At 58.8% G+C, this 26,942-nt stretch carries 24 protein-coding genes; 18 read left to right on the top strand and 6 right to left on the bottom strand.

Annotated elements, in window-relative coordinates:
- Positions 1–560: 560 nt before the first annotated feature.
- The 7 genes from K933_RS17025 (at position 561) to K933_RS18130 (ending at position 11,565) form a co-directional block, all read left to right on the top strand.
- Positions 561–1,637, top strand: coding sequence for a hypothetical protein (locus K933_RS17025; protein ID WP_049948007.1), 1,077 nt, complete (start codon positions 561–563; stop codon positions 1,635–1,637).
- Positions 1,634–4,375, top strand: a complete 2,742-nt coding sequence (locus tag K933_RS17030; RefSeq protein WP_080509320.1) for a DEAD/DEAH box helicase — start codon at positions 1,634–1,636, stop codon at positions 4,373–4,375. Before K933_RS17025 ends, K933_RS17030 begins: the two co-directional genes overlap by 4 nt.
- The gene (locus K933_RS17035; protein WP_049948008.1) at positions 4,372–6,462 is read left to right on the top strand and encodes a hypothetical protein; all 2,091 of its coding nucleotides are present in this window, start codon (positions 4,372–4,374) and stop codon (positions 6,460–6,462) included. The genes K933_RS17030 and K933_RS17035 overlap by 4 nt, the downstream gene beginning before the upstream one ends.
- Positions 6,459–9,734 carry a PD-(D/E)XK nuclease family protein gene (locus K933_RS17040; RefSeq protein ID WP_023396001.1) on the top strand — a complete coding sequence of 1,092 codons (3,276 nt, stop codon included), beginning with the start codon at positions 6,459–6,461 and terminating at the stop codon, positions 9,732–9,734. The genes K933_RS17035 and K933_RS17040 overlap by 4 nt, the downstream gene beginning before the upstream one ends.
- A gap of 199 nt (positions 9,735–9,933) precedes the next feature.
- Positions 9,934–10,377, top strand: coding sequence for a DUF6884 domain-containing protein (locus K933_RS17045; RefSeq protein WP_023396002.1), 444 nt, complete (start codon positions 9,934–9,936; stop codon positions 10,375–10,377).
- A 167-nt stretch (positions 10,378–10,544) separates the two neighbouring features.
- The gene (locus K933_RS17050; protein WP_200862346.1) at positions 10,545–11,093 is read left to right on the top strand and encodes a hypothetical protein; all 549 of its coding nucleotides are present in this window, start codon (positions 10,545–10,547) and stop codon (positions 11,091–11,093) included.
- A gap of 52 nt (positions 11,094–11,145) precedes the next feature.
- Positions 11,146–11,565 (top strand): hypothetical protein, encoded by a 420-nt coding sequence (locus K933_RS18130; RefSeq protein ID WP_152529866.1) that lies wholly within the window; start codon positions 11,146–11,148, stop codon positions 11,563–11,565.
- Here K933_RS18130 and K933_RS17605 read toward each other — a convergent pair.
- Both K933_RS17605 and K933_RS18135 read right to left on the bottom strand, forming a co-directional pair.
- Positions 11,551–12,048, bottom strand: coding sequence for an AlbA family DNA-binding domain-containing protein (locus K933_RS17605; protein ID WP_080509321.1), 498 nt, complete (start codon positions 12,046–12,048; stop codon positions 11,551–11,553). The two genes, K933_RS18130 and K933_RS17605, sit on opposite strands and share 15 nt — an antisense overlap.
- Positions 12,045–13,016, bottom strand: coding sequence for a hypothetical protein (locus tag K933_RS18135; RefSeq protein WP_152529867.1), 972 nt, complete (start codon positions 13,014–13,016; stop codon positions 12,045–12,047). Before K933_RS18135 ends, K933_RS17605 begins: the two co-directional genes overlap by 4 nt.
- Before the next feature lie 537 nt (positions 13,017–13,553).
- Between K933_RS18135 and K933_RS17055 the strand changes: the two genes are divergently transcribed.
- Positions 13,554–14,453, top strand: coding sequence for a single-stranded DNA-binding protein (locus K933_RS17055; protein WP_023396004.1), 900 nt, complete (start codon positions 13,554–13,556; stop codon positions 14,451–14,453).
- 172 nt (positions 14,454–14,625) lie between these two features.
- Entirely contained in the window at positions 14,626–15,546 is a 921-nt protein-coding gene (locus tag K933_RS17060) for a transcription initiation factor IIB (RefSeq protein WP_023396005.1), read from the top strand.
- Between the two features lies 1 nt (position 15,547).
- On the opposite strand, the gene K933_RS18140 is transcribed toward K933_RS17060, so the two are convergent.
- Positions 15,548–15,814, bottom strand: a complete 267-nt coding sequence (locus K933_RS18140; RefSeq protein ID WP_152529868.1) for a hypothetical protein — start codon at positions 15,812–15,814, stop codon at positions 15,548–15,550.
- Between the two features lie 234 nt (positions 15,815–16,048).
- Between K933_RS18140 and K933_RS17065 the strand changes: the two genes are divergently transcribed.
- The 4 genes from K933_RS17065 (at position 16,049) to K933_RS17080 (ending at position 18,644) form a co-directional block, all read left to right on the top strand.
- Entirely contained in the window at positions 16,049–16,921 is an 873-nt protein-coding gene (locus K933_RS17065; protein WP_049948011.1) for a biosurfactant protein 1, read from the top strand.
- Positions 16,922–17,140: 219 nt separating this feature from the next.
- Positions 17,141–17,551, top strand: a complete 411-nt coding sequence (locus K933_RS17070; RefSeq protein WP_023396007.1) for a hypothetical protein — start codon at positions 17,141–17,143, stop codon at positions 17,549–17,551.
- A 109-nt stretch (positions 17,552–17,660) separates the two neighbouring features.
- Positions 17,661–18,041, top strand: coding sequence for a hypothetical protein (locus tag K933_RS17075; RefSeq protein ID WP_049948012.1), 381 nt, complete (start codon positions 17,661–17,663; stop codon positions 18,039–18,041).
- Positions 18,042–18,152: 111 nt separating this feature from the next.
- Positions 18,153–18,644 carry a hypothetical protein gene (locus K933_RS17080; RefSeq protein ID WP_023396009.1) on the top strand — a complete coding sequence of 164 codons (492 nt, stop codon included), beginning with the start codon at positions 18,153–18,155 and terminating at the stop codon, positions 18,642–18,644.
- Positions 18,645–18,740: 96 nt separating this feature from the next.
- On the opposite strand, the gene K933_RS17615 is transcribed toward K933_RS17080, so the two are convergent.
- The 3 genes from K933_RS17615 to tcmP form a co-directional block, all read right to left on the bottom strand.
- Positions 18,741–19,817, bottom strand: a complete 1,077-nt coding sequence (locus tag K933_RS17615; RefSeq protein ID WP_394295685.1) for an SPL family radical SAM protein — start codon at positions 19,815–19,817, stop codon at positions 18,741–18,743.
- 344 nt (positions 19,818–20,161) lie between these two features.
- Complete coding sequence (locus K933_RS17620; protein WP_235063467.1) at positions 20,162–21,463, bottom strand: SPL family radical SAM protein; 1,302 nt, start codon at positions 21,461–21,463, stop codon at positions 20,162–20,164.
- On the bottom strand, positions 21,456–22,466 hold the full coding sequence (gene tcmP, locus K933_RS17085) for a three-Cys-motif partner protein TcmP (protein WP_161631432.1): 1,011 nt from the start codon (positions 22,464–22,466) through the stop codon (positions 21,456–21,458). The genes K933_RS17620 and tcmP overlap by 8 nt, the downstream gene beginning before the upstream one ends.
- Positions 22,467–23,091: 625 nt before the next feature.
- Between tcmP and K933_RS17090 the strand changes: the two genes are divergently transcribed.
- The 5 genes from K933_RS17090 to K933_RS18145 all read left to right on the top strand — a co-directional run bounded on the left by K933_RS17090 (position 23,092) and on the right by K933_RS18145 (position 26,906).
- The gene (locus K933_RS17090; RefSeq protein ID WP_023396013.1) at positions 23,092–23,763 is read left to right on the top strand and encodes a DUF6166 domain-containing protein; all 672 of its coding nucleotides are present in this window, start codon (positions 23,092–23,094) and stop codon (positions 23,761–23,763) included.
- Complete coding sequence (locus tag K933_RS18845; protein WP_023396014.1) at positions 23,760–23,903, top strand: hypothetical protein; 144 nt, start codon at positions 23,760–23,762, stop codon at positions 23,901–23,903. The genes K933_RS17090 and K933_RS18845 overlap by 4 nt, the downstream gene beginning before the upstream one ends.
- On the top strand, positions 23,900–24,166 hold the full coding sequence (locus K933_RS17095) for a hypothetical protein (protein WP_023396015.1): 267 nt from the start codon (positions 23,900–23,902) through the stop codon (positions 24,164–24,166). Before K933_RS18845 ends, K933_RS17095 begins: the two co-directional genes overlap by 4 nt.
- Positions 24,167–24,458: 292 nt before the next feature.
- On the top strand, positions 24,459–26,138 hold the full coding sequence (locus K933_RS17100) for a hypothetical protein (RefSeq protein WP_023396016.1): 1,680 nt from the start codon (positions 24,459–24,461) through the stop codon (positions 26,136–26,138).
- Between the two features lie 159 nt (positions 26,139–26,297).
- Positions 26,298–26,906: a hypothetical protein gene (locus tag K933_RS18145; RefSeq protein ID WP_152529870.1), complete on the top strand. Its 609-nt coding sequence runs from the start codon at positions 26,298–26,300 to the stop codon at positions 26,904–26,906.
- The last annotated feature ends 36 nt before the right edge of the window (positions 26,907–26,942 follow it).

A 26,942-nucleotide genomic window follows, 5' to 3' on the forward strand; every position in this document is an offset into this window, starting at 1 on the left:
CGGCTCTGGCGACCTCGAACCTCTCGCGGGCACAGTAGTTGTGGTGCCCAGACGTCGAATCCCATGGCCTGTGCCGCTACCTTTCTGTGAGTCGGTATCGGTTCTCACGTACCAACCCATTCGTCTGTTGTCATGCGTACGTGCCTTCATATCCGGTGACAACCGGTCTCGCGCCGGATTTCCGGAGATCGGCGCAGTGCGAATTTTGGTTCGCACCGGTCCTGTCTCTTCAAATACATTCTCCCCTAATAATGCTGTGGGTGAAATTACGTATCTCGATAACCACGCGGGTGTAAGCGAAATCGGCCATGGGGGCGGATTGACCCGGTGGCTATCGCCGCCGAGTCGCGTTGGCCACTACCCACCCTTGCCGAGTCGGAGGGACCTGGCCAACGCCGATTGCTGGTTGTCACCAGTGGCGCAAATGGCTGCGCCAGTTCAGCCCGACCAACATCACGTACAAAACGCTGGTGGTGGGTTCACTGACCGATATCTAGACGATCGACACAATACTTTATTACCCATTACGTCATCGAGGTTGTCAGACAACTAGCCGTTTAATGTCGAACCTCAGCTCACAATTCGAATCTTCGCTCGACAGGATCAGAGATGAACTGAAGCGTGCCCGCAACCGATACGATGAACTCAGCGCGCTAGAGCAACCTCCCGAGGTTTTCGTCCAGGCGATACACGAGCTTGAGGACCAACTCGAGTCCTTGGAGCGGGCGACGAGCGTCGACCGATCGCAACTTGAGGTCGCTAACGAGACACGAGACCGCGCAGAGTTGTTGAACGACGCACTCCTCGCCTCGCGGACTCGCCAGAAAACGCTCATTCGTCAGCAGTTACACCGGCTTGGATGGTGGATCTCAGTCGTCGATGATACTCCGACCGGAATGGTGCCTGAGGAGATAGCGGAGGAGATCTCGACGATAGCGCGTCAGTATCAGATCCTCTCGACGCTCCTCGACGAGGAGAAATACGCCCAGATCATATCGAACTCACGGTTCACGCCGTCGGAGATCGAACAATCACTCCGCGAGATAGACGCCAGGCTCCAAGAAGCGCTCCCCATGGCCGAATACGTCGACCGCTACGAGTCCGGAATGGATACCGCGCTGGAGCGGATCCATTCAGTTCTTCAAGAACTGTCGTCGGAGTCGGACCGAGTTACTACGTATCAGAATGCGCTTCGAACGGTCAAGGACCTACGTACACGCTCGGAAGAACTCCTCGAGGATGATGACGGTTCAGCTGCCGTCGCGACCATCCGCGAAGCGTTTGAGGGAGCGCTGATGATCGACACCGAGTTAACGCGGATCGAAGCCGACGCCGAACTCGCCCATGCGCTCGGAACGTTCCTCACGAGCCACGACTTCGAAGCTGAGGAGGAGATCGAGGAAGCGGTCGCGAACGGCGACACGGACGATCTTCTCGCACGCATCACCTCCGTCATCGGCGCCGAAGTCGATTCGACGATCTCGACCCGAGTACGGCGACTGCTCGAGGAGATGGACGGAAGTGTCGCATCGGCAGTCGAACGAAGCGATATGGATCAACAGGCGTTTCTCGAGGAGATATCGCGGTTGTACGCTGACGGCGTCATCGCGGATCTCACTGTGGAATTCAAAACATGAGCAACAGGGGAGCATCCCAAACAGTCGACAGGGCAGCGATCGAACAGACGTGGAGCGAGTTCACCGAGTCTACTGAGGTGTATCGAGACGTCCGCGACGACATCGTCCGGATAGTGACTGAGGAGTGTCGCAGACAGATCAACGCCGGCACCTACGACTCGGCCGCGTCGCTGTCGGAAGTCTTCGAGGAGTTCAAGCAGGAACACCTCGCTGCCGACGCTGCGTTCAAACAGGAGGTACTGGAAAGCGGCGAAACCTACATGATCACACTCGAACTGGGGTCGGCGGGCGAAGAGCATCTCACCCATGTGATATTCGACCGTTTGGTGGAGGAACTTGTTGAGGACCGCGAACTCCTCTACGTCCACAACCGTCAGAAGGTCCGCAGCCACGTCGCCGAGATGGCGCGGTACTTCGCGCTCATCCGCCAGCGCATCAACGAGGACACCGATTACTCGTTCACGCCGAACCTCGTGAAGATGGTCAAACTGGCGTCGTCTCCCCGCGAACAACCGATCATGGGGAAAGGCGAGTCCGAGGCGATGCGGTTTCAGGCTCCGCTCCGCGAGATCTCCGAGCGGGTCGACGCTGACGGGTTCACACCCGCGTGGGAACTCCAAGCACTCGGAACCGGTGACTGGCGAACGCACGTCACGGACACGGTCGAAACCCTGAGCGAGTTCTTCACCGACCGACTCCCCGAAGACTTCGACTCGCTCGCGGCGTTTCAGGGGCGAGCACTTCGGGATATCTACTTGGACGCGATCAGCGACTCCGGAAGCGACCCGGAACAGGCCCACGTCGTCACGGCCAGCACCGGCGGGGGGAAGACGGAGGCGTTCCTCTTCCCCGCGCTCGCGTATGCCCTCACGGCGAATCGAGCGGGGCTAGAGGGGAACAAGGGCGTACTCACGTACCCTCGGCGTGACCTGTGTGACAACCAGTTCGAGCGCGCGTTCGACTACATCACCGAACTCAACCGGCTCGGAAGCGGGATCGACGGGTCGTTCGAGTCCTCGGATCTGACGATCGGCATTCAGCACGGCGGACGCGACGACGTCACGCTTCCCTGCCCGTACTGTGACGGCGAACTGGCCGTCCCGGAAGGCTACGAGAACACACACTTCGTCTGCCAGCAGTCCGACCGCCACGAGATACGGTATGCGACTGTCGATCGGTCCGAACCAGCCGACATCATCGTGACGACGCAGAGTTCGCTCCATCGACGGCTGATGGATCACTACGGCGACGATGCCTTTTGGTCCGCACAGTCCCCGCCGAAGTTCCTCGTCCTCGACGAGGTCCACATCTACACGGACCAGGCCGGAATGAACGTCGCGAACGTCGTCCGCCGGTTCAAGCAGGCGCTTCAGCACAGAGGACAGAAGCAATCCCCGACGTTGGTCGCCTCGAGCGCGACGATCGAGAACGCGAAGTCGTTCACTAGCGGCATCTTCGACGTCGACCCTGAAGCTGTCAACCGAGTCAAGCCACGGAAAGGCGAGAAGACCACGCTCGGTCGAGAGCACTTCGTCTTCGTTAAGGCGACCGACCCGCGGGACGTTCAGATCCCGATCGGCGACTCCGTGTTCAAGCCACGCGAGGAGTGGACGGAGATGACCACCTCGACGGCAACGAACCTCTCCTGTATGATCCAGATCGCGTTTGCCTTCCAGCACACGATGCGGAAGGAACGCGCGGGAAGTCGCGAGGGACTCGACAACGACAAAGACCGGATCCTCGGGTTCGTCGACTCTATCGACTCGGTGAGTCGACTCGGCGGCTACGTACAGAACGCCGAGGAACAGGGGCTGTTCAAGTACCGAATCCCCGACGCCCTCCTCAACACACGGGGGAACAATCCCGACTGTCCGTCGGATAGCTTCCAGCAGGGGACCGACGACGAGTACGAGGAGACGGCGGTATGCGAATCGGTCATTCCCGACCCGAACGTGAACCCGTGTCCGGTGTACGAGGACGGCGAGTGTTGGTGGACGATGCGGGACGAGCGTCTGGACCTTCAGTCGATGACAGTCGGAATCCACAAGAGCGGTCGTACACAGTACGCCGGGGAAGACCGTCCGCTCGGCGATGAGTGGGACCAACTTATCTCGACGAGCGCGCTTGAGGTCGGCTTCGACCACCCCAGCATCATCGGTACGTTCCAGTACCGAGCTCCACGTAACGTCCCCGGTTTCCTCCAGCGGAAGGGCCGCGGCGGACGCGACGCCGAGGACGAACCCGTCACGGTCGTCGTCCTCGGGTCGACACCGACCGACTCCTATTACTTCCATCACTCCAATTACCTGAGTGACCCTCGAGACGAACACCTCGAGATCCCGCTCGACGAGGAGAACCGGTTCGTTCGGGCCGAACACATGACTGCAGCCGTGATCGACTATTTCAACGTTACTGATGGAACCAATGCGCGGAAACTGTTCAGTGGGTTCTCGACCAGCCAATACGGTCCCGGCCCCGATGTTGACTACCTCCGTGACCAGTTCGAACGGCATCGCGATCCGATCCGACAGTGGTTGAACCGGGCGTTCGGCGCGGACAGCGAGGAGGTGCGACAGGTTCTCGACGAGTTCAACCGGTACAGCGATCTTCTTGATGCACCGATCGACAACGGGGAAGACCCGTATTGGAAGTTCTTCCGCCGGGCGATCAAGCAGAAACAGAACGGCACCACACCTGAGATAGAATCGCTGCTTCAGCGGCTTCAGGAGGAACGATGACTGACGACGCACGACGATCCGTGGAGGACTCGTCGGATCGAGAACTGACTCTCGACGAACGGGTCGGCCGCCTCCAAGGTATCAAACAACACTTGCAGGTATTGGATCGAACCGGATTCGACTTCCTGTCGCTTCCGAACATATACGGGCTCGACCCGGCTGTCCGGAGCCCGTTCGCCATCCCGGAGACGTTCATATCTGAGGAGGTCGGCGGGTCTATCACGATACTCGACTCCGAGGAGGGCGAGAGCCTTGCACAGGAGAACATCAACCAAATGCTCCAGAACTTCCTCCCGGGCGGATACAAGCGGCGCTGGGGGAGTTTCTATCTCTGGCGTGGAGCGTGGCACCACGACACCGAGTTCGGCCATGCGGACGTCGGCCCGATGTTCGAATGGTCGGACTCGACACCGCTGACCGAGATCCTCGGCCCCGTCGAAGACGTCGCGTATACCGAACTGGAGTTCGACCCCGACGACGTTACCGTCTACACGCCTCGGGCGATGAACGTCGAGCGACTTTCCAATGACGATCCGGACTACGTCTGGGTAGTGGACAAGGGGATCGTATGGACCGGATCGCCGCCGGGAACCACCCGCGCGCTCTCGTCGGACCCGACGACGAACTACCTCTGGTTCAAACATGCCGTCGACGATTTCGAGGAGTCGACAACCCCGGTCACGGACAGCAAACTCGTCTCGGGGTATCGGTTCTACGACGACCATCGCTTCATGCGGTGCTACTACGCGTCGCTGCTCACGCTCTATCCGCGGAAATCTACGCGCGTTGAGTCGGGGATCATGCGATACCAGGAGGAAGGAGACGGGCGGACCGCCTTCATCGGAAGCAAGGAACGGAGCCAACTGCTCACGTTCGAATTGGAACGTCCGACGCTCCGGGATGCGATCGAGGACGTCCTCGAGTCGGACCAGCATCTCCGACGGGATCTCCAGTTCGCGTTCCTTCACGCGCTCGTCTGGGAGGAGTTGTTCTTCCAAGAGGAAGCACTCGATCACACCTATCAGGTCCGGCCGCTCGTGGAACACCTCCTCGGCGTGGACTTCTGGCAGCGAGTCGACCAGGGTAACGACGACGGAGTGTTCCCGCTCTCGGGGTCGAAACTTGTCCGTGCGGTCGAACGGCTCCTCCCATCGGAAACCAGTACGCGACTTCGCCTCCTCGGCCACGACTCTGCGGAGAACTCTGCGATCTTGGAGATCTTGAATTCGCATACGGAGGAAGTCGCTCGAATCCTCGCGCTGTGCCGGAACGATGACCTCCTCCTCGATTTCGCCGAGGACGCGGTCGTCCATTCCGCAGAACACGCGCTGTCGGGATGGGCAAACAAACTCACCGGCTCCGGGACAGCGTTCGAACTTTGGTACGATGTCAACTTCCAAGCGAACGAGGCCGACTCCGCCCGGATCGCTGTGTACGATCCCATCCAAGGGGGAGCCGGCATCGCGAAGGAGGTGTCGCGTCGGCTTGACGAGCGCACGGAGATCGGTGTCGACTCCGGCCTCGCCGAACAGGGACGCTGCCACTCCGCGATGGCGGACAGAGCGACGATTGACCTCCTCGGACAGTACCCCGACGGCTCGCTCTACGACGTTCACCGGAACAACCGACCACAGTTTCGCGAACTCGTCGAGGGGACGATCAACGGTCTGGTCTCGGATCCGGACGCCTACTCCGTCGAGGACCTCCATTCGCACGTCGATCAGCGCGTACAGTTGCTGTTCGAGACACGCGAACTGGCCCGGTTCTACTCGTACATCGCGGCGGAGTACTCGGCGGTCGAATCGGAACTCGGGCGGACTCCTCGCCCGCCCGACCTCGCGCTTCACCTCGACAGGCACGTGTTCAGAGATCCGTCTATACGTGCGACGTATGAACGGTTCGCGAGCGATAGCGGACGGCGGGACATCGCGGAACTCGGCGAGCGGCTGGAGGAACTGACGGTGCAGTGCGTTACAGCCTGTCCTGACTGCCTGAAGACCGACGGCGATGTATGCGTCCGAGGGGCGAGCCAACAGGAGGCGACGCTCAATCGCCGGCTGCTGACGGAGGTGTTCTCGGGCCGATGATTCATGATATCGCGGACGTCCTCGATCGACCGGAAGCCGAGTTGGGTGGAGAGCTAACCGTTCGGTGCCGGATCCAGAGCAACCGTATCCCCGGCACGGAGGGGAACGGAATGAAGAGCCTCTACATGGTAGACGACCCCAGGCAGTCGACCGATTCGTCGGTCGCCCTCTCGTTTTGGAGTTCGTCCCCGACCGTTGAACCGCTCAAGAGCCTGATCGACAAGACCGACGACCCGGTTCTCGACTCCCTCGGCCTCCCGATGGAACTTGAAGACGGGACCGGGAAACCGCTTCAGAGGGGAGAGGAAGTCCTCGTCCGGGCCGTTCCGAACCGGTCCGCGGCGAGCGAGGCGGATCTCTATCTCAACGTCACCTCCGTGGCGATCCGGGACCCGTCGCAACTCGTCAGCAAGTCCCGACTTCGGACGCAGGATAACTGTCAGCGGGAGAACTACCTCCGCTACGTGAAGAACGTCTACTCCGGAGACCGGTATTCGGATCCGCCCCACCATCAGCAGTCCATCCTCCGTGGCGACGCGATCCATCGGATCGCCGAACGCGCTGTCGAGAACCAACTCGACCGGTTCGAGTCGGATACATGGACGAAGGACAGAATCGAACAGTTCTGCACGCAGGTGCTCGAGGAGGAGTTCGGCTTCCGGCAGGCCCTGCTCGTGCTCTCCGGCGCGGGACTCTCCGTCAGAGAACACATCGTTGAGACGCTGACGACGCTGTTCACCGATACGGAGTTCCAGTCGCTGGTGACCGACGCCGACGAACTCGCGACCGAGGAGTTCCTGAACGAGGCGTACGGGTATGCCGGCCGCGTCGACCTCCTCGTCGACGGAACGCCGTACGACATCAAATCGACTCGTGACCCGGACGACCAGGCGGTGTGGAAGCATTCGCATCAGGTTCGATTGTACACATTCGCGCTGATCCTCGAGTCGCTGGAGGAGGGGGAATCGTTGACGGACGCGATCGACGACGCACCTCCGGGCATGCTCATCTACCCGAACACGTCCGACGGTACTGTTCGATTCGAACCCGTCGACCTTGAGCCGGAGCACGTCGGAGAGTTCTTGGAACTGCGGAACAAGGCCGTCTCCGGAAGCGCTCTTTCCGCGCCGTCGTCGCCATACAACCGCGACTGTGAGGACTGCCAGTTCGCCGTCGACGAGTGGATCTCCGGCCCCGACGACGCACTCGCGCCGGCGTGCACCTTCCACTGCCAGAACGAACGCCGGTGGCCGTGTTACGAACTCGACGGCGGGGAAGTCACGACGGAGTGCTCCCGGTTCGATGACTGCGAACAGCGTCTTCAGTATCGCGACTCCGAGCAGACCGCCTACTACAATCGACAGCGAAAGGCGTTCCGAACGGAGAGACGCGCGCGCCGGACGGCGACTCAGGTCCTCGAGCAGTTCGACCGTGAACTCCTCCACGATGCGGGGTTCTTGGTGCCGTCGATGAACTGTATCGGGGCCACCGCAGCGGGGACTGTATTCCGCTTCGAAAGCGATGTTGTGATCGTTCCAGCCTTCGAACCCGGCGAATCGGTCACACTACAGTCGGACGACGGAACCCTGTCCGCGACAGCTACGTACTACGGAGAGGCGGATGGGGCGTTCTTGTTCAAACCGGACTCGTCCGCGCTCACCTTAGCGGACGTCTTGGGATCCGATGCGTCGTTCGAGGCGCTCTATCGGTTCGCCCCCGAGTCTGTCGATCGGAAGTTCCTCCCGTATCTCGACTTCGCGGAACGGCGAGGGATCGAGCCTGGGTTCGCCGACGGTGAGTTCGGGGAAGATGCGGAGACGGACAGGGCGGACGTGTCGGACATCGCCGACTACCTCGACAAGGAGGCGGTGTTCGTCGATCTCCCGATCCATCGGAACCGCGCTGAGAAATTAGCCGAGTTGGTAGGATCCCTCGTTACGGCGACGTACCCGGCTCCCGACTCGACTGATGTCGATATACCAGATCCCGCCTCGCGTGTGTTAGTCCTCGGATCGACTCCCAAACTCGTGGAGACGGCGGTCGCTGCCCAACCGACCGGCCCACATTACCGGCTCGACGGAACCGGCGGCGGCGACTCCGTGATCGATTCGGACGACAGCTACCACGAGATCCAAACGAAGATCGGCGAGGCCCGGTCGCTCGTCTCCTCGACGCATGTCGCGATGAGCGACGCTGGACCTGACGGGATCTCGGAGTTCTTCCATAGACTTGCGGAAGGCGACTACAAGGACGCGGACGACCCGAGTCGACGCGACCACTCGGGGCAATTCTTCGACGCCGTCGTTATCCTCGGCGGGGAACAGATCACCGAACCCGAGTTCCACTTTCTTAGTGACCTCGCCGACCGCGTAGTTGTCGTCGGTGATACGCGACGCGGCGGGCCGACGATGGTGAGCTCGGAGGCAGCCGACGCGGGACTGGATCGGTCGTACTTCACGCAGGCGTTCGACCAGTATCAGTCGTTCCCGAGCGAGGAGGCGGTAAGTCTTCAGCTCTCCGGCGAAGCTCCGCCGGCGATCCAGTCGCTCTATCCCGACGGGCCGTGGGAGGCGATCGACGGTGACGTGACGTTCCTCTCGATCGACGGGGACGAGGAAACGGCGCTTGATGCGGTTGAGTTGACCACGACAGTTCAGGCCGAACACGCCGCACGCCGACTGGTCTTCGACGTTACTGATACGCCCGTGAGTCCAATCGAGGCACAGGAACTATTCCAACAGCGGCTCTCCCTTGACGCGACGAAACTGACTGAGGGATCGGTTGTCCTCATCGACGATATGAGCCTGTACCTCGTCGAGAAGGACGACATCGAGGGTGAGCGAACGAACGACCACGAGGTCGTGGTCCGAGCGGATGCGGCTGAACTCCCGCAGTTCAACAGGGCACTACTGACCAACTCTATTGCCGAGCAGATCGTCGCACAGGTCGCAGAATCGGGCGATATCGACGTCGTCGTGACGCCGTTCGAAGCACACGCGACGGCGATCAAACGAGAACTCGCGGAGGCCGGTGTCGATGTGCCCGTTCGCCGGCCGGAAGCCCTCCCCGGAACGTGCACCGGAACCGCGCTCGTGAGTTTCGCCGTGTCGAACGAGTCGAACATCGTTCGCTCCCCGCTCGACTCGCCTACGGTCCTCTACGAACTCCTATCCGCCGGATGGGACGTCGTCCTCGTCGGAAACAAGTCGACGCTCTCGACGAAGGACTACTTCGCCGAACTCCTCAACACGGCGACGTCGTACGAAAGCTGACCTAGTAATAGGAGAAGTTGCCTCCTCCCTTGGTTTATGTCTCGGTTCGTCGAGTACGACTTAGATTCGTGATTCGAGTCGAGAGCGATTCTTTGTGTGAATCTCTGTACCCTCGACCACCAGGGGTGTTGGTTAAGGAGAGTCGTTTATCGGCACCTGACGGGGCGAGGCGCGCGTTCGAACGTGCCTCGTGACCACTATGAGAACGATTGCACTCGTCGGTTGCGGCAGTCAGAAACGTGACCTCGAAGACGAACAGGTAGTCCGAATCGACCAGCTCTACACCTCTACGTACTTCCAACTCAAGCGCGAGTACGCGCAAGCCTGCTGTGACGACTACTACATCCTCTCGGCGAAGTTCGGTCTCGTCCCGCCTGCGGCACTCGTGGCTGAGTCGTACGACCTAACCGTCCACGATCTCGATGACGACGCACTCGCCGCGTGGGTCGCCCGCATCGACAACCGACTGACGAGCATCAGCGCCGACGCGACGCTCGTGGTACTCGCTGGGCAGGCGTACATCGACCCGCTTCGCGACACGCTTAATGACGCCCCGCCGGACGTCTTCTACCCATTCGCAGATACCGAGGGTATCGGCGAGCAGATGGGCTGGCTCAGTCGAGAGATCGAGACGGCGGAGTAGCCGTGGTCGCAAAACCACCGCTCCCCGACGAGAGTGGTCTCCCATCGGCGCTCAATGGCTGGGTCCACGACCCTAACTCGAATCGGAACGGCCACGTCTGGACCGGCCGGGATGCCGCTCGCTCAGTCGCCGTCTTCTCGCACTTCGGCACGATGGTCAACGTCGCGGTGTTCGACGACCGCGTCGACGGCTTCGCCAACCGGATCGAACCCGTCCGACGCGAGATCCGCGAGGAGGAGTCACAATCTGAGGCAGTCGCGTGGGGCGTCGAACGCGCTGTCGCGTGGATGGAGCGGCACGCACCAACCGAGTGGGACCACCCGGCCGTCGAAGCGGCCATCTTCGACCCGCCGGCGGGATTCGTTCTCGATCGCTACTACCTCGAGGAGCGCGAGCAGATCGTCTACTACCGGCAGGACAACGCCGAGCGTGCGGTCGGGATGGCTGGCGGTCGCGTGCTCGATTCGGAGGCAACTCTGGGGACGCGAGCGTATCTCGTCGTGAAAGCGTGGCGTGGGAGCGGCAACGCGACGGTCGCACTTGCCCCGTGGCTCCGAGCGCACGACGGGGAGATGGAGGAGGTGGTCGACCCGCCCACCGAGTGCGGGCTCGCGATCGCGGTGAAACTCGCTCGGGAATATGTCCGGACAGAGACCGGCCGAACGCGAGACGCGCCGGTGACCGGGCAGGCTGACCTCGGCGTGTGGTCACCGTAATAGCGGAGATATCGTACAATATATGAGCCGATCGCAACTATCCACAACTGATATGGTAAAATGGGATCTTATTCGTGGCCTCATCCCGGATGTTTGGAGTACAAAGAATAAGAGAAATAATGTTAAGTCCCAACATGTTAACATCCGCAGGAGACTTAAATCTGAAGAACCAGTACAAATAAATTTTAACGAAGAATATGAAGCTAGCCTGGGGATAGCTACAGAGAGTCACTATAAGATAAAATCATTAGTTAGAAACTATGGGCACCAAAGAGGGCATGAATATGTGATTCGAGATCATAGCGACAGAGAGGAAATAATAGAGGAGATAGGAAACTTAATATGGAAAATAAGGATAGCTAATAGTATATCTATCTTGATGTGGCTATTTCTCGCAACTTTTATTGTGTTGGTATTCGGTATAGCTACTTCTATATCATCAAGTATTATACTTGAATTATTGGGTGCTTGATTCTAATATGGCCTTTAGGGTAGAAGGAGACATCGGATAAGAGTGCTTTGATTTTCTATAGAAAAATTGGCCTTGAACCGCAAAAGGCAACTCCGCATCTGTTTCCGTGTACTTTTTTATGCGACTAACTAGAATAAATTTATTATCGATCTCAACTGCATATAGATCATATGATAAGTCTGGTTCTATTTGATCTTCAAATATCTCTGCTATCTCGTCAATACCTTCTTCGGTATCTGTTATTCCCTTTACTTCTCCTGATTTTCCTACTCCAAATAAAATTACTCCACCGCTTCTGTTACCAATTCCACATGCTTCCCTTGCCAAATCTGCTTCGCTAGGGATAGATGATTCACTATACGTATCGATCTTGCTAGGTGTAGATAGGAAAAACTCTATTGTTGGAGAAATACCGTTGTAAAATATTTCTCTAATATCGGCTTCTTCTAGTCTTTCATCAATCGAGTCATCGGACCAACTCATTTTTCTCTCCTCTTTTCCTTATATTTTCTAGTTATGGAATCTAACGAAAAGCCCAATGAGAGCCCTCGTGCCTCAAGACCAGCTAATATACTCTCAAAGAAGCTATCTGGAGGATATTTATCTCTTGGATCCATATCCATCCACTTCTTGCTTATATACAGTATTTCGCTTACAAACAAAACAGAAATAACCATTCTTTTCAGGTCGCTAGAGTGTTGTATATCCGCACGAGATTTCACATGTATCCTCCCGTTATCTGAAATATCAGATGCAATGTGATATATGTCCTCATATATGAAGTAGCCTCCAAGCGTATCTAGGTTTTTTCCTTGAAGAATAGCAGTCGCAACTGGAGCTGATCTCATAATTTCGGTTGAGCCAGAGATTCGTCTCGTTGAGTCGCCTATATCTCTATTACCAGTTAGCTTGGCATCTGTAAACCGCTCAACTCTAAGTTTATCAGAGAAGGCCTTCCCGTTATTATGTAAGTAAATCATCCAGACTAGAAAATCAGAGCTAAAGTCTATCTCGTCGAATATAAAATTATCACTTGCCACTCCCTTTATATTTTCTCGGGCGCTTTGCGTAATTCTCTCAGATCCCCTAAAAATCAAAAACTCCGAATTCACTAGGAAAATATCGGCAGTGTTAACATTTTTCATGAACACTTCCTCTATCTCCCCTTGATTATTCACCAGTTCCTCCCTAGTGTAGTCCTCTCTTTTATATTGAAGGTAGGTTATATCCCTGGTATCTGAGCTAAGGTTTGTGATGAGATCTTGGTCGTACCTGTCTAAATCTACAATATCGAACCCTTCACCAGGATTATCTGGTGTTCCTCCTTGATAACTAGATAGATTCGACAGTAAATCCTTATTGGTTGCTTCCCCATTTTCTGACCTCAAATGATATAGTTGGTTAAATACGAGTCGACCCTCATAATTAAATTCTTCCGCTGACTCGCCCATTACCTTCCCTAGTCAGCTATGACACTAATATCCAACGTATATTATATCATATACTAATACATTAGATTATATTTATTTCGAATCTATTTATAAGTACGAACCGGCACGCCCCGCGCGGTGCGTTCCGCCCTCCGCTTGCTCACGGTTCCCTTCGGTCACCGTTCGCGTCGAGACGCTCCTTCCAGTCGCGTCTCGCTTCACTCGCGACTGACCATTCCGGGCTGCCTGCCGGCGAAGCGGGCGGGCTGCCGGGCTCAAGTGAATCTGGCTTCGACGCCAGCGGGTAACCGCCGGGGGCTGCGCGCCGTCGGTGCTCACCCCCGACGCTTACTCCGCTGGACGTTCGCTCCGGGCGGGTCACCGCGCGTGGCTGGTTGTCTGTCTGCCATCGGCGCGCTCTCGCTCGCGCCCCAAGGGGCGCTCGCGAAGGCGCAAGCGAGAGCGCGCGAAGGAGTAGTCGGTCTGTAGAGATAGCCACGGCTGGAGAGTTGTGGTGTCGGAAGAAGACGCCGAGTGAGCGCCTTCAGGCACTTCGCAATGTCGAGTAACAACCAAGGCAGTAAGGAAGTTTCGGTGGATGAGCAGGCATACGAGAACAACGACGAGGCGGCAGTCGACGAGGACGGGTTTGAGGTCGTTGACGAGCGAGCAGAGTTCCGGCCGACGGTAGAGATGGAAGTGCAGGCGAAAGTGGACGCCAACCACCCGGACGCGCGGGTCGACGATGGGCCCGAGCACATGGTCGGCAAGACCCTCGCACAGGAAGAGCGCATCCAAGCGCGAAACGACGAGTTGGAGCACATCAGTACCCAAGCGGAGTTGACGACCCAAGAGGGTCGGCCGGGGCGGACACGAGACGTGGTGACCGAGCAGAGCAGGACACAACAGGAGGAGTTCCAGGAGCGGCGTGCAGCCGTGGACCACTGGGCCGACCCTGAGCGGGACGACCCCCGTGAGATGCTCACCCAAGAGCAGTTGGGCGAGGTCAACAGCGAGGCGATACGGATGGACACGAAGCTCGAACAGTGGTCGCGGGCGGCGATCAGTCGGCGATTGGCACGGGCGGTCGTAGATGGAACAAGCGTGATGAGTGCGGTCCTGCGCGTGTTCGAGCAGTTGCAGACGGCGCCCGGACGGGTCGTGCCGATCGGGGAGTTGGAAGGATTGAGTCGACAGACGGTGAGCATCGAAGGGACTGTGACGAAGCTGTGGACTCCCCGATCGCCAGCCATCAGTCAAGTCGGGCTCATCGAGGACGAAAGCGGAAAAACGAAATTCACGAGCTGGACTGCCTCAAACCAACCTCTAGTCGAAGAAGGAGAGCGTGTGCGAATGCACGGGGTGGCGCGGAACTGGTATCAGGGGCGTCTCTCGGTGGCGCTCCGCGGCTGGAGCACCGTGCATTTCCCCGAGCGCGGGTGCTGGTGGGACGAATAGCCTGAGCGGCGGCCTCCTTTTTTGCTAGTACGTAGCGGTCACCGCCACCTCCCACCACCTCCACGGTCCGGGCGGCTCACAGAGCCGCCGGGCTTTCGCCTTCTGCTGTTTGTCAGCCCCTGAAGGGTGAGGGGCGCGAGACAGCGTCTTCCTCGAAACTCCGGTGAAATCGATGGCGACGACAGAGAGAGACATCTACACGACGACGGTCGACGAAGACGTACAGCCCACCACCAACCAGTGTCCCGAGTGCGATGGCCGGGTCACCACCAACGCGGCCGAAAGTGTCTGTGACGACTGCGGGCTCGTACTCGACGACCAGCGGATCGACCACGGCCCCGAGTGGCACTCGTTCGACGCGGAGAAACGCGAGCGCACAGGCGCACCGCTCACGGCGGCGCGGCACGACCGCGGGCTCTCGACGGAAATTGGCCACAGTGTCGACGCGAACGGCAACACGCTCTCGGGACGGAAGCGCCGCCAACTCTCCCGGCTCCGCCGGGAGCACAAGCGTAGCCAGCGACAATCGACGGCCGAACAGAACCTCGCACACGGACTCGGGGAGGTCCGTCGAATCGTGAGTGCACTCGGTCTGCCCGAGTCGCTCCGTGATCAGGCCTGCCAGCTGTTCCGGAGCGCCCAGTCAGAGGATCTGCTCGTCGGCCGGTCGATCGAGGCGATGGCGGCCGCGAGCGTCTACGGCGCCTGTCGCTGTAACGGCATCTCACGCACGCTCGATGGCGTGAGTGAGCCGGCACGGGTCGAGCAGGCGAGCGTGACGAACGCCTACAAGACGCTGAATCGAGACCTCGGCCTGCCGGCGCAGCCCGTCGTACCGAGCGATCATATCGTCCGGATTGCGTCGGCGGTCGAGGCGTGTGATCAGATCCGTCAGCGGGCACGGAAGCTGGCGGAGCAGGCGGAGGCCGAGCAGCGGACGGCAGGTGTGAACCCGTCGGGCTTCGCAGCGGCGTGTCTCTACGTCGCCGGCCGAGAGCGTGGTCGCCGGGTCACACAGGTGGCGATCGCGGAGGTGGCGAGCGTGACGCCGGCGACGATTCGGAAACACAGCGAGACGCTGACTGAGCTGTAGATTATCGCCAACGACAGACATCCATAATTGATTTAGTGCCATCAGAGAGCGCGTTAAAGATCACGTCTCGAATTGCCTCCGCTTCCTTCTCTTTGTCTTCGTGTATGATCTCCTCCACGAAGATCGCAGTCCAGCTGTGGGGCTCAGATGGTGGGTCTATCCAGTTTATGTCGTAGAAGTCCTCTAATTGGTATCCCATCCGGTTCGCCGCTTCAACACGATCATCGCGAGATAGGTCGCTTTTGACGATGTTTGCAGGATCCTCCATAAGTCAATATCTCTGACGGGTCCCGTTACATGAGCTTTACGCCCAGTATGACCGCAACGGCAATCGCGCTCACGACGAGTGCGTCTCGAACCGGTTCGTAAGTGTCTTCTCCGAACTCATGGCCACGATGTAAGCGCATGGCGGCGCCCCATTCTGATGGGCACGGAGCAGCGTAGCCGACACCACCGGCAGAAGTTTATCCCGGATGACGGGCCAAACTGACGATAGACCCCCATGCCCGGACGCGACTTCGACGACCACGCCGAACTCCGCCCGCTCGGTGAGGCGACCCACGTCCCCGATCACGAACTCGATACCGGCTGTAAGGACCGGCGCTGTGACCCGCGGCGCTCCCGCCCGTCTGCCGATTCCGGGTCCTCGCGCAACTGCCGTGCCTGTGGTGCGTCGATCCCCGCTGGCCGGACGAAGTGTCGGTTCTGTCTGACGAATCACGTCGAACCGCTTGATACCGACGACCCAACCGGCGAGACGGAGTTGCTCCACGTCGTCCACTTGGCCGTCCCGGCGGCCTCTCACTACGCCGCGGTCGCGAAGGGCACCACCGCCGCGTCGGTCGTCCCGCGCAACGACGCGACGATCACCGGCTGTGATCTCGTCGCTGATCTTGACGACGACCCGGCACAGCAATTGGTGAAACAGTGGGGTGCGCTCCCCGCGGCGGCAGAGGTAACCACCGAGCGCAGTCAGCAACTGCTTGCGACCGTTCGGGAGCGAACGCCGGGGATGGACGCCGGCCAGCCACACGGCGACTGTGGAGACCATACGACGTTCCTCTACGACGAGATGGGACAGGCGGTCGAGAACGACGAGCGGCTCACGGCGCTCCTTGAGGACGCCCGTGACGACCTGTGGCTCGTGCCCGCGCTCGCGCTTCAGCGCGCTGAGAGTGGCGACGAGGACGATGAGAGTCAGCGTCATCACGGTCCGAAGCGAGCGAGTCTCACCTGCCACGAGTGTGACCGCGAGAGGGCACACCAGTTCCAGTCGGTCGAGGAGATTCCCGATGAGACGTGGTCGGGCCAGCCCATCTGGGAGTGTCGGGTCTGCGGAGCGAATCGATACGGTCCCGATCCAGAATCGACGTGAGTACCGTTCACTCGCTGTCCAAGAGCAGTACTACTGTAGCTCTGATAGTCGTTGATCAACAAAACAAGTGGTGATATCTGAGTGTGTAGAAGCTAGATATGAACCGATTGGTAGGTATAATCGGATCAGGCGATCCGAAGTAGATGTGAAATCAATCTAACCAACTATCTCTCTATACAAGAATATTCAAGGTACTACCACCGAAAGACGCAGTTGACAATGGGATTCGAGAAAGTCCAGAAGACGGGTCAAGGTGGCAGTACAAACGAACCGCTCATCAGCCTCCGAAAGAGCGGTGGCATCGGGATCAACTCGGCAGCCACTAAAGAGTACCTCCCCGACGCCGAGTTCGTCCATCTCTACTACGACGACGAGAACAGCAAAATCGGCATCAAGCCCGTCGACGAAGAGGACAACAACACGTACAAGGTGAACATGACCGAGTCGAGCGCTGGGATCACCCCCAGCTCGTTCATGAAGCGGCACGACCTCGTGCCGGACGTGACGACGCGATACGAGGTCGAGTGGGACGACGACGAAGACATGCTCGTCGCCGACCTCACCGCCGAAGCCGGAACGTACGGCTCGGCTGACGACGAGGACGACGACCCCGACGCTAACGAAGAATAGTCGTCGCTGCTCCCACTTCATCCCAGCTGTAGAGAGCATCTGATGCCGCCGCCCTGTTTATCGTCCCCTGAGGGGTGAGGGGACTACTGAGGTCCTCTCTACAGTACCAATGGCGACACTCCACGCAGCGACCGCTTCACGCGGCGCACACGTCACCGACGCACAGGCTGTTCGACAACTCTGCGACGCTCACTGCTTTGGAATGCTCGAGTGGGAAGTCACCGAGACAGGCGAGTTCTCAGTCTGGGGCTACGATGCCTTCGACGTCTACGAGGCTGACGACGAGGGCCTCCCCGACTACGAGGTAGGCATCCGGACGCGGTCGTTCCTGCGTCAACTCTCCCAGTACATCGCTCCGGACGCGAAACTCGACATCCAGACGGCCGGCTACACCAAGTGTCGGTTCCCCGTCCACGCACAGCGGTACGTGGTTCGTGAAAATGAGGTCCTTCACGCCGATCTCGGGAGTCTCGACCCAATCGACGAGTAGAACTCACGAGTCGTACAGCAGAGCGGTTTATCGAGCGCCGGCAGTGAGTGCCGGCGCAGTGGGTGGGGCGACGAAGTACCCGCTCGCGTGCGTCGGCGGAGTGAACTACCGATGCACATGATAGTGTACGCGCTCGTCGACGCACCGAGTCGAGACAGCGCCCTCTCGGCAGGCCGTATCACCTTCGACCGACTCGTCGGCGCCGACCCCAACGTCGCCGCTGTCTTCGACTACTACGCCACCTTCGACGAGGAAGACACCACCGTCGCCGGGCAAGCCCGCTGGGGCGACCTCCCAGTCGTCGCTCGCGTCGACTCCGACGATGGTGAACGGCTCCTTGACCGAGCGTGGGAGGCGACCGAAGCCGAGTTCGAGCGCAACCTGAATCGCGTGAAGGAGGCGCTGGAGGAGCAGAGTGACGAGGCGATCATGCGTGACGAGGACCTCGCGCGGCACGCCTTCCACCAAGTCGGCGCGTACGACGGTCCCTCGATTCCGCTGTACGACGAGTACGCGCGCGGCATCCGCCATCGGGAGCGCCTCGATCGAATTCTCGACGAGTACGAAGACTGCTGGATCGTCCCCGCCGACGTGCACTACTGACTCATCAATGCCCCCGATCACCAATCTATCCAGTCCATTCCCCTAAGTCCGAAAAGAATTGAGAATTCTGGTAGGTAACTTGGCCATGTGTATCCGCTACCTTATCACGTCAGGTTCAACTAGATGGTCAATTTGTTCGTAGTCCTCAAAGAGTGGTCTGTGTGCTTCACTGTGGGTTGGGTCGTCTGTCTCCTCGAATTGCTCAGGGGAAGGGGATTGCCGCATTGCTGCCAGTTGGTCACGGAGCTTCCCACTCGTTGCTCGCACAAGTTCTCTGTCTGGCCACGAATGTATCGGTGGAGCACCGAGATCCTCTGCTTTCTGTTGAACCCAATTTAGCTGCTTGAGCGCGTACTTTACCCACTCTTCTACATCTTTCAGTTTCCGGAATTCATCAGCCTGCTCTTCTAACCCCGCCTCCTCCAGAGCAGTAATCATCAGCCCGAAATTCTCTCCTCGTGGATTGATTGGCTCATGGAATACCACCTGTGCACGCAGAGCCATGAATCGCGTAAGCAGTCGGTGGAGCCCATGTTCGTCCATTGTAGGGTACGTTGGCGACATCGACACATAGACCGGCACACCTTCTAATTGTAGCATATCAAGTGCTTCCCACCGAGTAAGAGGAGGTGGAGCTCCTGGTTCAAGTGCTCCCACCAATTCCTCATTGAACGAGGGAATCGAAGATCCAACCGTGATCAAATCTCCTGCATCCTTGAATAAGTCAACATCCTTGACAACAATTGAACTACGAGTGAGAACTCTAACTGGTATATCACGGAAAAGTAGCTCGTGAATCACACCACGAGTGATTTGCCCTGCTCGGCGGTCTTGGTATGGGTCGGTACCGCTGGACAGCATAACAACGCCTTGACCGCGTTCCGTGTCTCGAAGGTCTTCCCGGGTTGTCTGCTGTAGTTCTTCGTGGAGTCGCTCTGGGAGATCGTCGCGGTAGAGGAGGTAGCTTCCCCACTCTTCCTGCAGTTCATCGACATCTGCTTGTTCACTCAGCATCTCAGCACGCCCTTCATAGCCTGGAGTCGTTGGCACGTAGCAGAATTTACAACCGTGTCTACAACCGGTAGCGACGTTGACTACGTAGTCACAAAGGCTCTTTTCATACAAGTGAGACTCACTAATGGTCGCCTGAGTCGGATCAGTATTGACCCGAATACCCGCTTCCTTTTCTGCATCGGATGTGACTGCGCATTCCCAGCAGAGGAGATTTCCACGGGGATCTGCGGCGAATCGACCTCGGATCTCTGTTGAACAATTCGCGCATGGAATACCTAAGTTAGAGAGATTTATTCGTTCTTTGTTCCGTTGCTCAGCATTCCGGAGTTGATCGAGAGTCGGATAGTCCGAGAATTCCTCCAAGACAGTACCGGTTTCGTCCTCAAGGAAGTATGCGCGCTTGAACTCGTCTTCCGCCTCCCATTGGGATTCCAAGCGCATCTCTACGCAGACCTACGATCTCCAACCCCAAAATTCTGAGTAAAGCGTACTGAAAGTGGAATCTACGAAGGAAGTGACGGTGTAGCGATGCGTTCGGGAGAGACTGCATCTCTTTGCCGGAGGAGTTCTTGTGCCTTCTTCTCCCCTACCGACTTGATCACTTGCTTGTCAGGCCACACATGAACGTCAACACCGTGCTTTTCGCCTAACTCCTCTGCCCACTCCATCTGTTTGAGAGAATACTCAACCCAATATTCCCGGTCGTTACTGATTCGTTCCAACTCCTTTGCGAGCGTTGTTTCTCCGGCTTCACGAGCTGCGTCAATCGTCATCTGAAAATTCCCACCCCGGGGATTAATTGGTTCGTGGAAGACGACTTCGGCTTTCAAGTCAGCGAACTGGCCTAGTAGCTGATCGAAGTCGTCACGTGTTTGTGTTGGATACGTCGGTGACATCGACACATATACTGGAATTCCCGCCTCACTCAGCGTCCGAAGGGCTCGAAGTCGTGCTTGTGGTGAGGGCGCGCCTGGTTCAATTGCGCGGACCTGTCCCTCATCAAGGCAAGGGATCGATGAACCAACACGGATTAGTTTCCCGACTTGATTCTGGCTCTGTTCAACGGCCCATTCGAAAACATCGAGATCTCGAACAACAGCAGGACTCCGAGTAAGAATGCGAACAGGGAAACCATGGTCAATGAGTTCAACAACGCATCCACGAGTAATCTGCGCCGTCCGACGATCCTGATAGCAGTCAGTCCCACTTGACAGCATTACAACGCCTCTACCGCGAGCCGTCTGTTTCCATTTTTGTTTCCGATCCAGCTTCCGCCCCAAGCGTTCAGGGAGATCGTCGCGGTAGAGAAGGTAGCTTCCCCACTCCTGCTGACCATCATCAACCGCTGCTTGTTCTGCCAGCATTTCCTGTCTCGCAGTAACGTTAGGTGTGCTCGGGACATAACAGAACTTACAGCCATGTGAGCAGCCGGTTGCGACGTTAATGACGTAATCACACAGGCTCTTGTGGTACAACCCGGATTCACCGAGTACGACCTTGGCAGGGTCAGTGTTGTGCCGAATATTGTTCTGTTCCGCCTCTGTTGCTTGCATAGCACACTCCCAGCAGAGCAGTTGACCCTCCATTGTCGCGCTAAATCGTTCTTCTAACGGTGAGTCACACTGAGAACAGTCTAGACCTGCTTCAAAGATGTCGAGACGGTCTTCAGGTGTGCCTGTAGTTCGACTGGCTTTGCGCAACTGATTCAGAGAGGTGTTTGAAAGTTCAGAAATCCTCTGTCCATCATGTTTAACAACAAATCTATTCTCGCTGTTTTGGACGGAAAATGAGGTACGTTCAGTCATGGAATTCAACCAACTTTGACTGGGGATCGTCTTCGTCTTGTTTGGGAAGGAACGATTCCATGGTCATCTGGTCGCCACGCAGGATCTGGAGCATATCCTCGACGTCCGCGCCATCGACAGCTTCAACGAACCTGTTAATATACTCAATAGCGTTGATGTAGTCACTCCCACCGCGCGTTTTTCTAGTCGCGTAGATCATGTCATACTGGTAGTTTTTCGTCCCACTATCTATGTTTGTGACGACTTGTTCTGTCTTCCCTAAACCACTCAATCGCGTCGTGTAGGCCTCCAGCAACTCCTCTTTCCCGTTTGCTGACCTCCACCGGTCTCCCCCGTAGTAGTCCACCATCGCGTTCTCGCTCCCTTTGTGACCAGACGCACGGAGGACGTTTGAGGTCGGGAAGTTAATTAGGTAGTCACCGGTGGTACTGTCTTCGAGGTCTTCAAGCCCGCCCCAGTTGAGATTTAACCCCTGGTTGTCGATGAACGTGAGATGGTTGAAATTGGCTTTCCCGTCTCGCTTGGCGACCCTCCACATGTTACGGGTGACTTGCTGTAGTTTCTTGTTAGCGTCGCCAACGTAGACTTCATAGCCGCATTCAGGAGGGGTAATCTGTAGGTCAGAACCATTGAACGCTACGTCTAAACGCTTCTCCAGGGCAGCCGCGTTCTCTTTATCCTGCTCAATGAAGTACATCTTGGTGAACGGCTCAGCGGCGTTTTTCGCAGCGAGGAGGGGAGACCCGAGGAAACTCTCATCTGCGTCACCATAGACAGAGACTCCTGAACCAGCGAGCGCGTCAATGTAGAACCAGTCGTTGAAGTACTCAGAGATCACCGTGGTGTACATGTTCACGGTGGCTACATGGACAATTAGTTTGAGCGCGGACCACGTTCCGAATTCGTTGTAGACATCTGGTTCCACGGACCGGATGTCTTCGGCGTGTCTAGTGAGTGTAGGAACGCGCTCTTTAACGCGTTCTCTCGGCGAAAGCCCGGCCATGACTGGTGTTAACAACCTACTTTTAAAAATAACTTTGCCTCGGACATATAAAGACATCCAGCCTTCGTAAAATAGAGAGTAACCAATCGAGGGGCTCCGTTTAGAGAACATCGTATTCGGGGTCCATGGCTGTCTCACCGCCGACAGCGACTCCTCGGCCAACTGGCGCCTTGGAAGTGAGCCCACACGATCTCGCCAGTCGAGCGGACGTACCGCAGGTGTTGACGCTTGTTGCTCCCCATCGAGTGATAGAAGACGACGCTGAACGTTCCGTCATCCCACAGCCGGACTTTCCCGGCCCGTGGTGAGGGGAGTTCCATCCGTGCGAGGACACGTATTTGGTCGACGAGCGGTGCAAGCGGTTCCATCGGCGGTATCTCTGTTGTGTCCATGGTGTCGTCCCGTCCGCCCGCAGTCAGCGGGCGAACGGCGACACGTCGGTCGAGAGCGTGAGCACTACCAGCGTCAGCACCCGTGACTGCGAGAAGCCGGAACGACTCTCGAATCATCGTGAGCATTCAAGGGTTTACCGGAGGTACGCAACACCCTCACACACCATACGTCTCGGCGTAGAGTCTATCACCCCCTGAGGGGTGCGGGGGCACTCACTCCCGCGGATGACGTGATGAAACGGAACGACGCCGACACGTCCGAGACGAATCACTCCTCGAACGATCCACAGCCCGACGTCGAGTATGTCGGCTTCCGCGTCGACGGTGAGGCAGTCGTGTTGAACCTCACCGACCGTCGCCAACTCTCGCCCGACCGGAGTCTCGACCTCGCCAGCCACAGTCCGACTGGCTTCGAATGGGGATTTCGTGGGAACGGCCCAGCGCAACTCGCGCTTGCACTCCTGCTTGACTACACCGACGACGAGACACTCGCGTTGGCGCACTACACCGCGTTCAAAGACAACGTGGTGAGCGAACTCTCCTGTGACGGCCCGGCCGACTGTTGGCATCTCACCGGCGCCGAGATCGACGCCGCGCTCGCGGAGGAAACTGAGGAGGCAGTGATTGCCCCCGACGGTGGGCAGACGGAACCAGCACTCCCGTCGAACTGGCAGACGGTCGAACGGCACGATCGGACGGTCTACCAGCGCCGCGACGTCGACCACTACATCGTCACCAGCGACGGCACCGACAGGCGTCACCTCCTCCTGTGTAGTCAAGGTGACCGCGCGTATCCCGCACCGCTGGCCGTAGAGACGCTTCCAGCCGAGGCGAACCCCAACCCGGCCATCGTCGCTCTCACCGCCGCGAGCAACGATTGTATCGCCCCCGAGGAGGAAGCATGATCGACGCGGTCCGGCTCTCGCGAGCGACATACCAACTCGCCGAGCGTGGTATTGAGGCACTCGAACGGATCGCTCACGAACTCGAACGCTATAACGACCTGCAAGCGGAGGCGCACGAACGCAACACGGAGGACCGATGACTGCCGCCGACGAGTATGTAGACGAGATTCACCTTGAACCGATCGAGAACACCGACCGCGTGAAGGCGACCATCAATGGCGTCGAGGTCGCTGCCGAGCAGGTCCGCGTCACCGGACCCGAGGTGGTCTTCATCGCAGACGATGCAAGCGTAGCGCGTGTCGAGACAACTCGCCCGCCGGGAACGCTCCCGAACATCGTCTGTCGGGCGCTCGTCCACGGTGAGACGGCGACCGGGACAGCCGATCCCGAAGCGAATCGGTGACACTCGCTGGCGGCGGCGCGACGTACCTTGCTAGTGTGGAGGTTACTGGATCTCTCGGTCGGTAGTAACCACCGCGAGCGCGACGACCACCAGCCCCACGCGATGCGCGACCGGTCGAACTCCGTGTTGACTGAGATGCTCATCGGACTGACGAGAGCGCGAAGCCCTCAAATTCCCCGGCCGAACACCTCGGTCGACCGTCACCGATCGCATCCTGCGTCGAAGTGTGCGAAACCGCCCTTCAACCGAATAGTACAAGGGATTCGATCGGGAATTATTGCACATCCTCAGAATGTCAATCTATCGACCTCTCGCCCGGCTGGGCGTCGTCCTCCTCCTGCTGTGTAGCGCCGCGGTCGGAGCCGGCGTCGCACACCTGGACGCTGGGCCGACCGAACCCACGGCGGCAGACGGAGCCGAGGCGTCGTCGGTCGGGGCGGACGCCCCCGCGCCGAGACAGGTCAACGCAGGTGTCAACGGGACTGCGACGTACCTGCTGACGCCCGAGGAGCCGGGATCGATAACGGTCGAACTCGACTACACGGTCGGCGAGTCGGTCAAGCAAGTAGTCGTCGACGCCCCCGCCGGGGTCACGAACGCGACGATGTCTGGGTTCGAGCGGTCGGACGACGGTCAGTTCCGGTGGGACGGCGAGACGTCCCGGCCGACACTGACGCTGACACTCCCGATCGACGGGACGAGCCACTTCCTGCGGTACGCCCCGGCCGACGACGAGCCGTGGGCGCTAGTGCCGACGGACACCGTCCGGACGGCGTACTACGACGGCGATACCGACTCGTGGCACGGCGGGATGAACGGGAGCGAGCCAGTCCTCCGACACCGGCCCGCGGGGGCGGGCGTCGCCACGGACGACCTGGTCTACCTCGGCGAGTCGTCGGTCGTCGCCGAGTCGGACGACCCCGCGTTCCGCGTGGTCGAGAGCGCACCCGTCTCGGGGACGAACGGGACCGCGGCCCTGGCGACGCTGACCGAGTTGTCCACCAACCTCAACGTCTCCGCGCCGACCGAACGGACGACGATGCTCGTCGTCCCGTCACTCGACGTCTACGGGTTCGCCTTCCTGAACGAGGGGAAGAACCGGTCGCTTGTGGTCGGCCCACGGTACGACCAGCGGACGCTTTCACACGAGTTCGTCCACACCCGCCAGGCGTTCCAGGTGACCGACCGGATGCAGTGGTTCGTCGAGGCCAGCGCCAGCTACTACGGCGACCTGCTGCTGTACCGGTCGGGTGGGATGCGCTACGGCGACTTCCGCTCGGCCGTCACCTTCTCGCGGACCGAGAACGCCGTGTTGACGAACGGGTCGGACCCCGCGCGGGAAGCGTTCTACCTGAAGGGCGCGCGCGTGTTAGCCGCCCTCGACGCGGAGATACGAACCGAGACGAACGGGAGTCGGACCCTGATGGACGTGTTCGGGCGGGTGAACGACCACGAGGGACGGGTGAGCTACGACGACTTCCGGGCCATCGTGACCGAGGTAGGCGGAGAAAGTCTGGGCGAGTGGGTCGACACCTACGTCGCCACGGAGGCGGTCCCCGACGTGCCGGACCGACTACTGCTGTTCCTCCCGCCGGACGACCCCGACCCCGACGGTGACAGCCTCGCGTCGACACGGGAAATCGAGTTGGGGACCAGTCCGACCCGGGCGGACACCGATTCCGACGGGCTCTCCGACGGCGAGGAAGTCGACGCCGGAACCGACCCGACCGACCCCGACACGGACGCCGACGGCTACTCGGACGGGAACGACCCCGCGCCGACCGACCCGGACGAGCCGGGGGCGTCGACGTCGGCCGACGCGAACGTGTCGACGGGGGCGAACACGTCGACCGGCGCGGACGCGACTTCAGAGTCGACGGAGACGATCGCTCCGGGGTTCGGGCCGACAGCGTGTGTGGCCGCGCTGGCCGGACTCCTGGCGCTCGCGGGACGTACGGCGTCGCGCGACTGAGGGTGGTATGACACGGGACGGCAATCAGGGAGCTGATACTGATACAGTTTGCTTACGTCGGCGTGCCGTGTTTCAGCGGTTGATGGTGACTGTCACCCACTATTACGAGTCGAGTCAAGTTCCCACAAAAGTTTTCGTATCTGACTTTTTTGCTGTGACATGGACCGATCTGCCCTCCGCTCAGTCGGCTCCGGCGTAGGCGCAGCAGTAGTGGCCTACGCACTGACGGGGCTTGTTGCGCTTTCGCTCCTTCCACGACTAATCACACAAGCCACTCCTACCGGAGAAGAAAGTGGGCTGTTTCAGGCGTACGAGGCGGCTGGACAACCACTCTGGCGTGCAGCTGGATGGATATTGTTCAATGAGAACTTCATTCCCATTAGCGTCAGCTCTGAGGGTGAAACTACGTATGGGATACTTGTTCCAACACTCGCAGGTGCCGAGTGGCTATTCGTCATTCCAGCGCTCGCGTGCTTACTTGGAGGGCTCGTTGCTGTTCGACTTACAACCACCTCCAGCACTATTCCGGTCGCAGTCGGAGCGTATCTCACGGTCGGATATACACTCATCACTCTCGTTGCTGCGCTTCTGTTCACGATGACCGCTGCCGGGTACACTGTTCAACCGAACCTCCTGAGCGGAAGCACTCTTATCTGGCCGTTGGTCATTGTGGGTTACCCGCTCATCTTTGGATCACTCGGTGCAGTGATCGCCACAAGCCCCCTTGTCAGAGAAGTAGCGTCCTCACGACCTGAGAGCGAGAGGTAGGAGACGTACCAGTAACGAGACTTCTAGGTTACCTGA

Source organism: Candidatus Halobonum tyrrellensis G22 (assembly GCF_000495475.1).
Lineage (GTDB): Archaea > Halobacteriota > Halobacteria > Halobacteriales > Haloferacaceae > Halobonum > Halobonum tyrrellense.

Coding starts and splice junctions, on each gene's coding strand:
- K933_RS18140 (WP_152529868.1), bottom strand. CDS start 15,814: ATGGAGGATCCTGCAAACATCGTCAAAAGCGACCTATCTCGCGATGAT.
- K933_RS17605 (WP_080509321.1), bottom strand. CDS start 12,048: ATGAGTTGGTCCGATGACTCGATTGATGAAAGACTAGAAGAAGCCGAT.
- K933_RS17080 (WP_023396009.1), top strand. CDS start 18,153: ATGCACATGATAGTGTACGCGCTCGTCGACGCACCGAGTCGAGACAGC.
- K933_RS17095 (WP_023396015.1), top strand. CDS start 23,900: ATGACTGCCGCCGACGAGTATGTAGACGAGATTCACCTTGAACCGATC.
- K933_RS17070 (WP_023396007.1), top strand. CDS start 17,141: ATGGGATTCGAGAAAGTCCAGAAGACGGGTCAAGGTGGCAGTACAAAC.
- K933_RS18135 (WP_152529867.1), bottom strand. CDS start 13,016: ATGGGCGAGTCAGCGGAAGAATTTAATTATGAGGGTCGACTCGTATTT.
- K933_RS17090 (WP_023396013.1), top strand. CDS start 23,092: ATGAAACGGAACGACGCCGACACGTCCGAGACGAATCACTCCTCGAAC.
- K933_RS18845 (WP_023396014.1), top strand. CDS start 23,760: ATGATCGACGCGGTCCGGCTCTCGCGAGCGACATACCAACTCGCCGAG.
- K933_RS17035 (WP_049948008.1), top strand. CDS start 4,372: ATGACTGACGACGCACGACGATCCGTGGAGGACTCGTCGGATCGAGAA.
- K933_RS18145 (WP_152529870.1), top strand. CDS start 26,298: ATGGACCGATCTGCCCTCCGCTCAGTCGGCTCCGGCGTAGGCGCAGCA.
- K933_RS17620 (WP_235063467.1), bottom strand. CDS start 21,463: ATGACTGAACGTACCTCATTTTCCGTCCAAAACAGCGAGAATAGATTT.
- K933_RS17040 (WP_023396001.1), top strand. CDS start 6,459: ATGATTCATGATATCGCGGACGTCCTCGATCGACCGGAAGCCGAGTTG.
- K933_RS17045 (WP_023396002.1), top strand. CDS start 9,934: ATGAGAACGATTGCACTCGTCGGTTGCGGCAGTCAGAAACGTGACCTC.
- K933_RS17060 (WP_023396005.1), top strand. CDS start 14,626: ATGGCGACGACAGAGAGAGACATCTACACGACGACGGTCGACGAAGAC.
- K933_RS17025 (WP_049948007.1), top strand. CDS start 561: ATGTCGAACCTCAGCTCACAATTCGAATCTTCGCTCGACAGGATCAGA.
- tcmP (WP_161631432.1), bottom strand. CDS start 22,466: ATGGCCGGGCTTTCGCCGAGAGAACGCGTTAAAGAGCGCGTTCCTACA.
- K933_RS17075 (WP_049948012.1), top strand. CDS start 17,661: ATGGCGACACTCCACGCAGCGACCGCTTCACGCGGCGCACACGTCACC.
- K933_RS17055 (WP_023396004.1), top strand. CDS start 13,554: ATGTCGAGTAACAACCAAGGCAGTAAGGAAGTTTCGGTGGATGAGCAG.
- K933_RS17030 (WP_080509320.1), top strand. CDS start 1,634: ATGAGCAACAGGGGAGCATCCCAAACAGTCGACAGGGCAGCGATCGAA.
- K933_RS17065 (WP_049948011.1), top strand. CDS start 16,049: ATGCCCGGACGCGACTTCGACGACCACGCCGAACTCCGCCCGCTCGGT.
- K933_RS18130 (WP_152529866.1), top strand. CDS start 11,146: ATGGTAAAATGGGATCTTATTCGTGGCCTCATCCCGGATGTTTGGAGT.
- K933_RS17100 (WP_023396016.1), top strand. CDS start 24,459: ATGTCAATCTATCGACCTCTCGCCCGGCTGGGCGTCGTCCTCCTCCTG.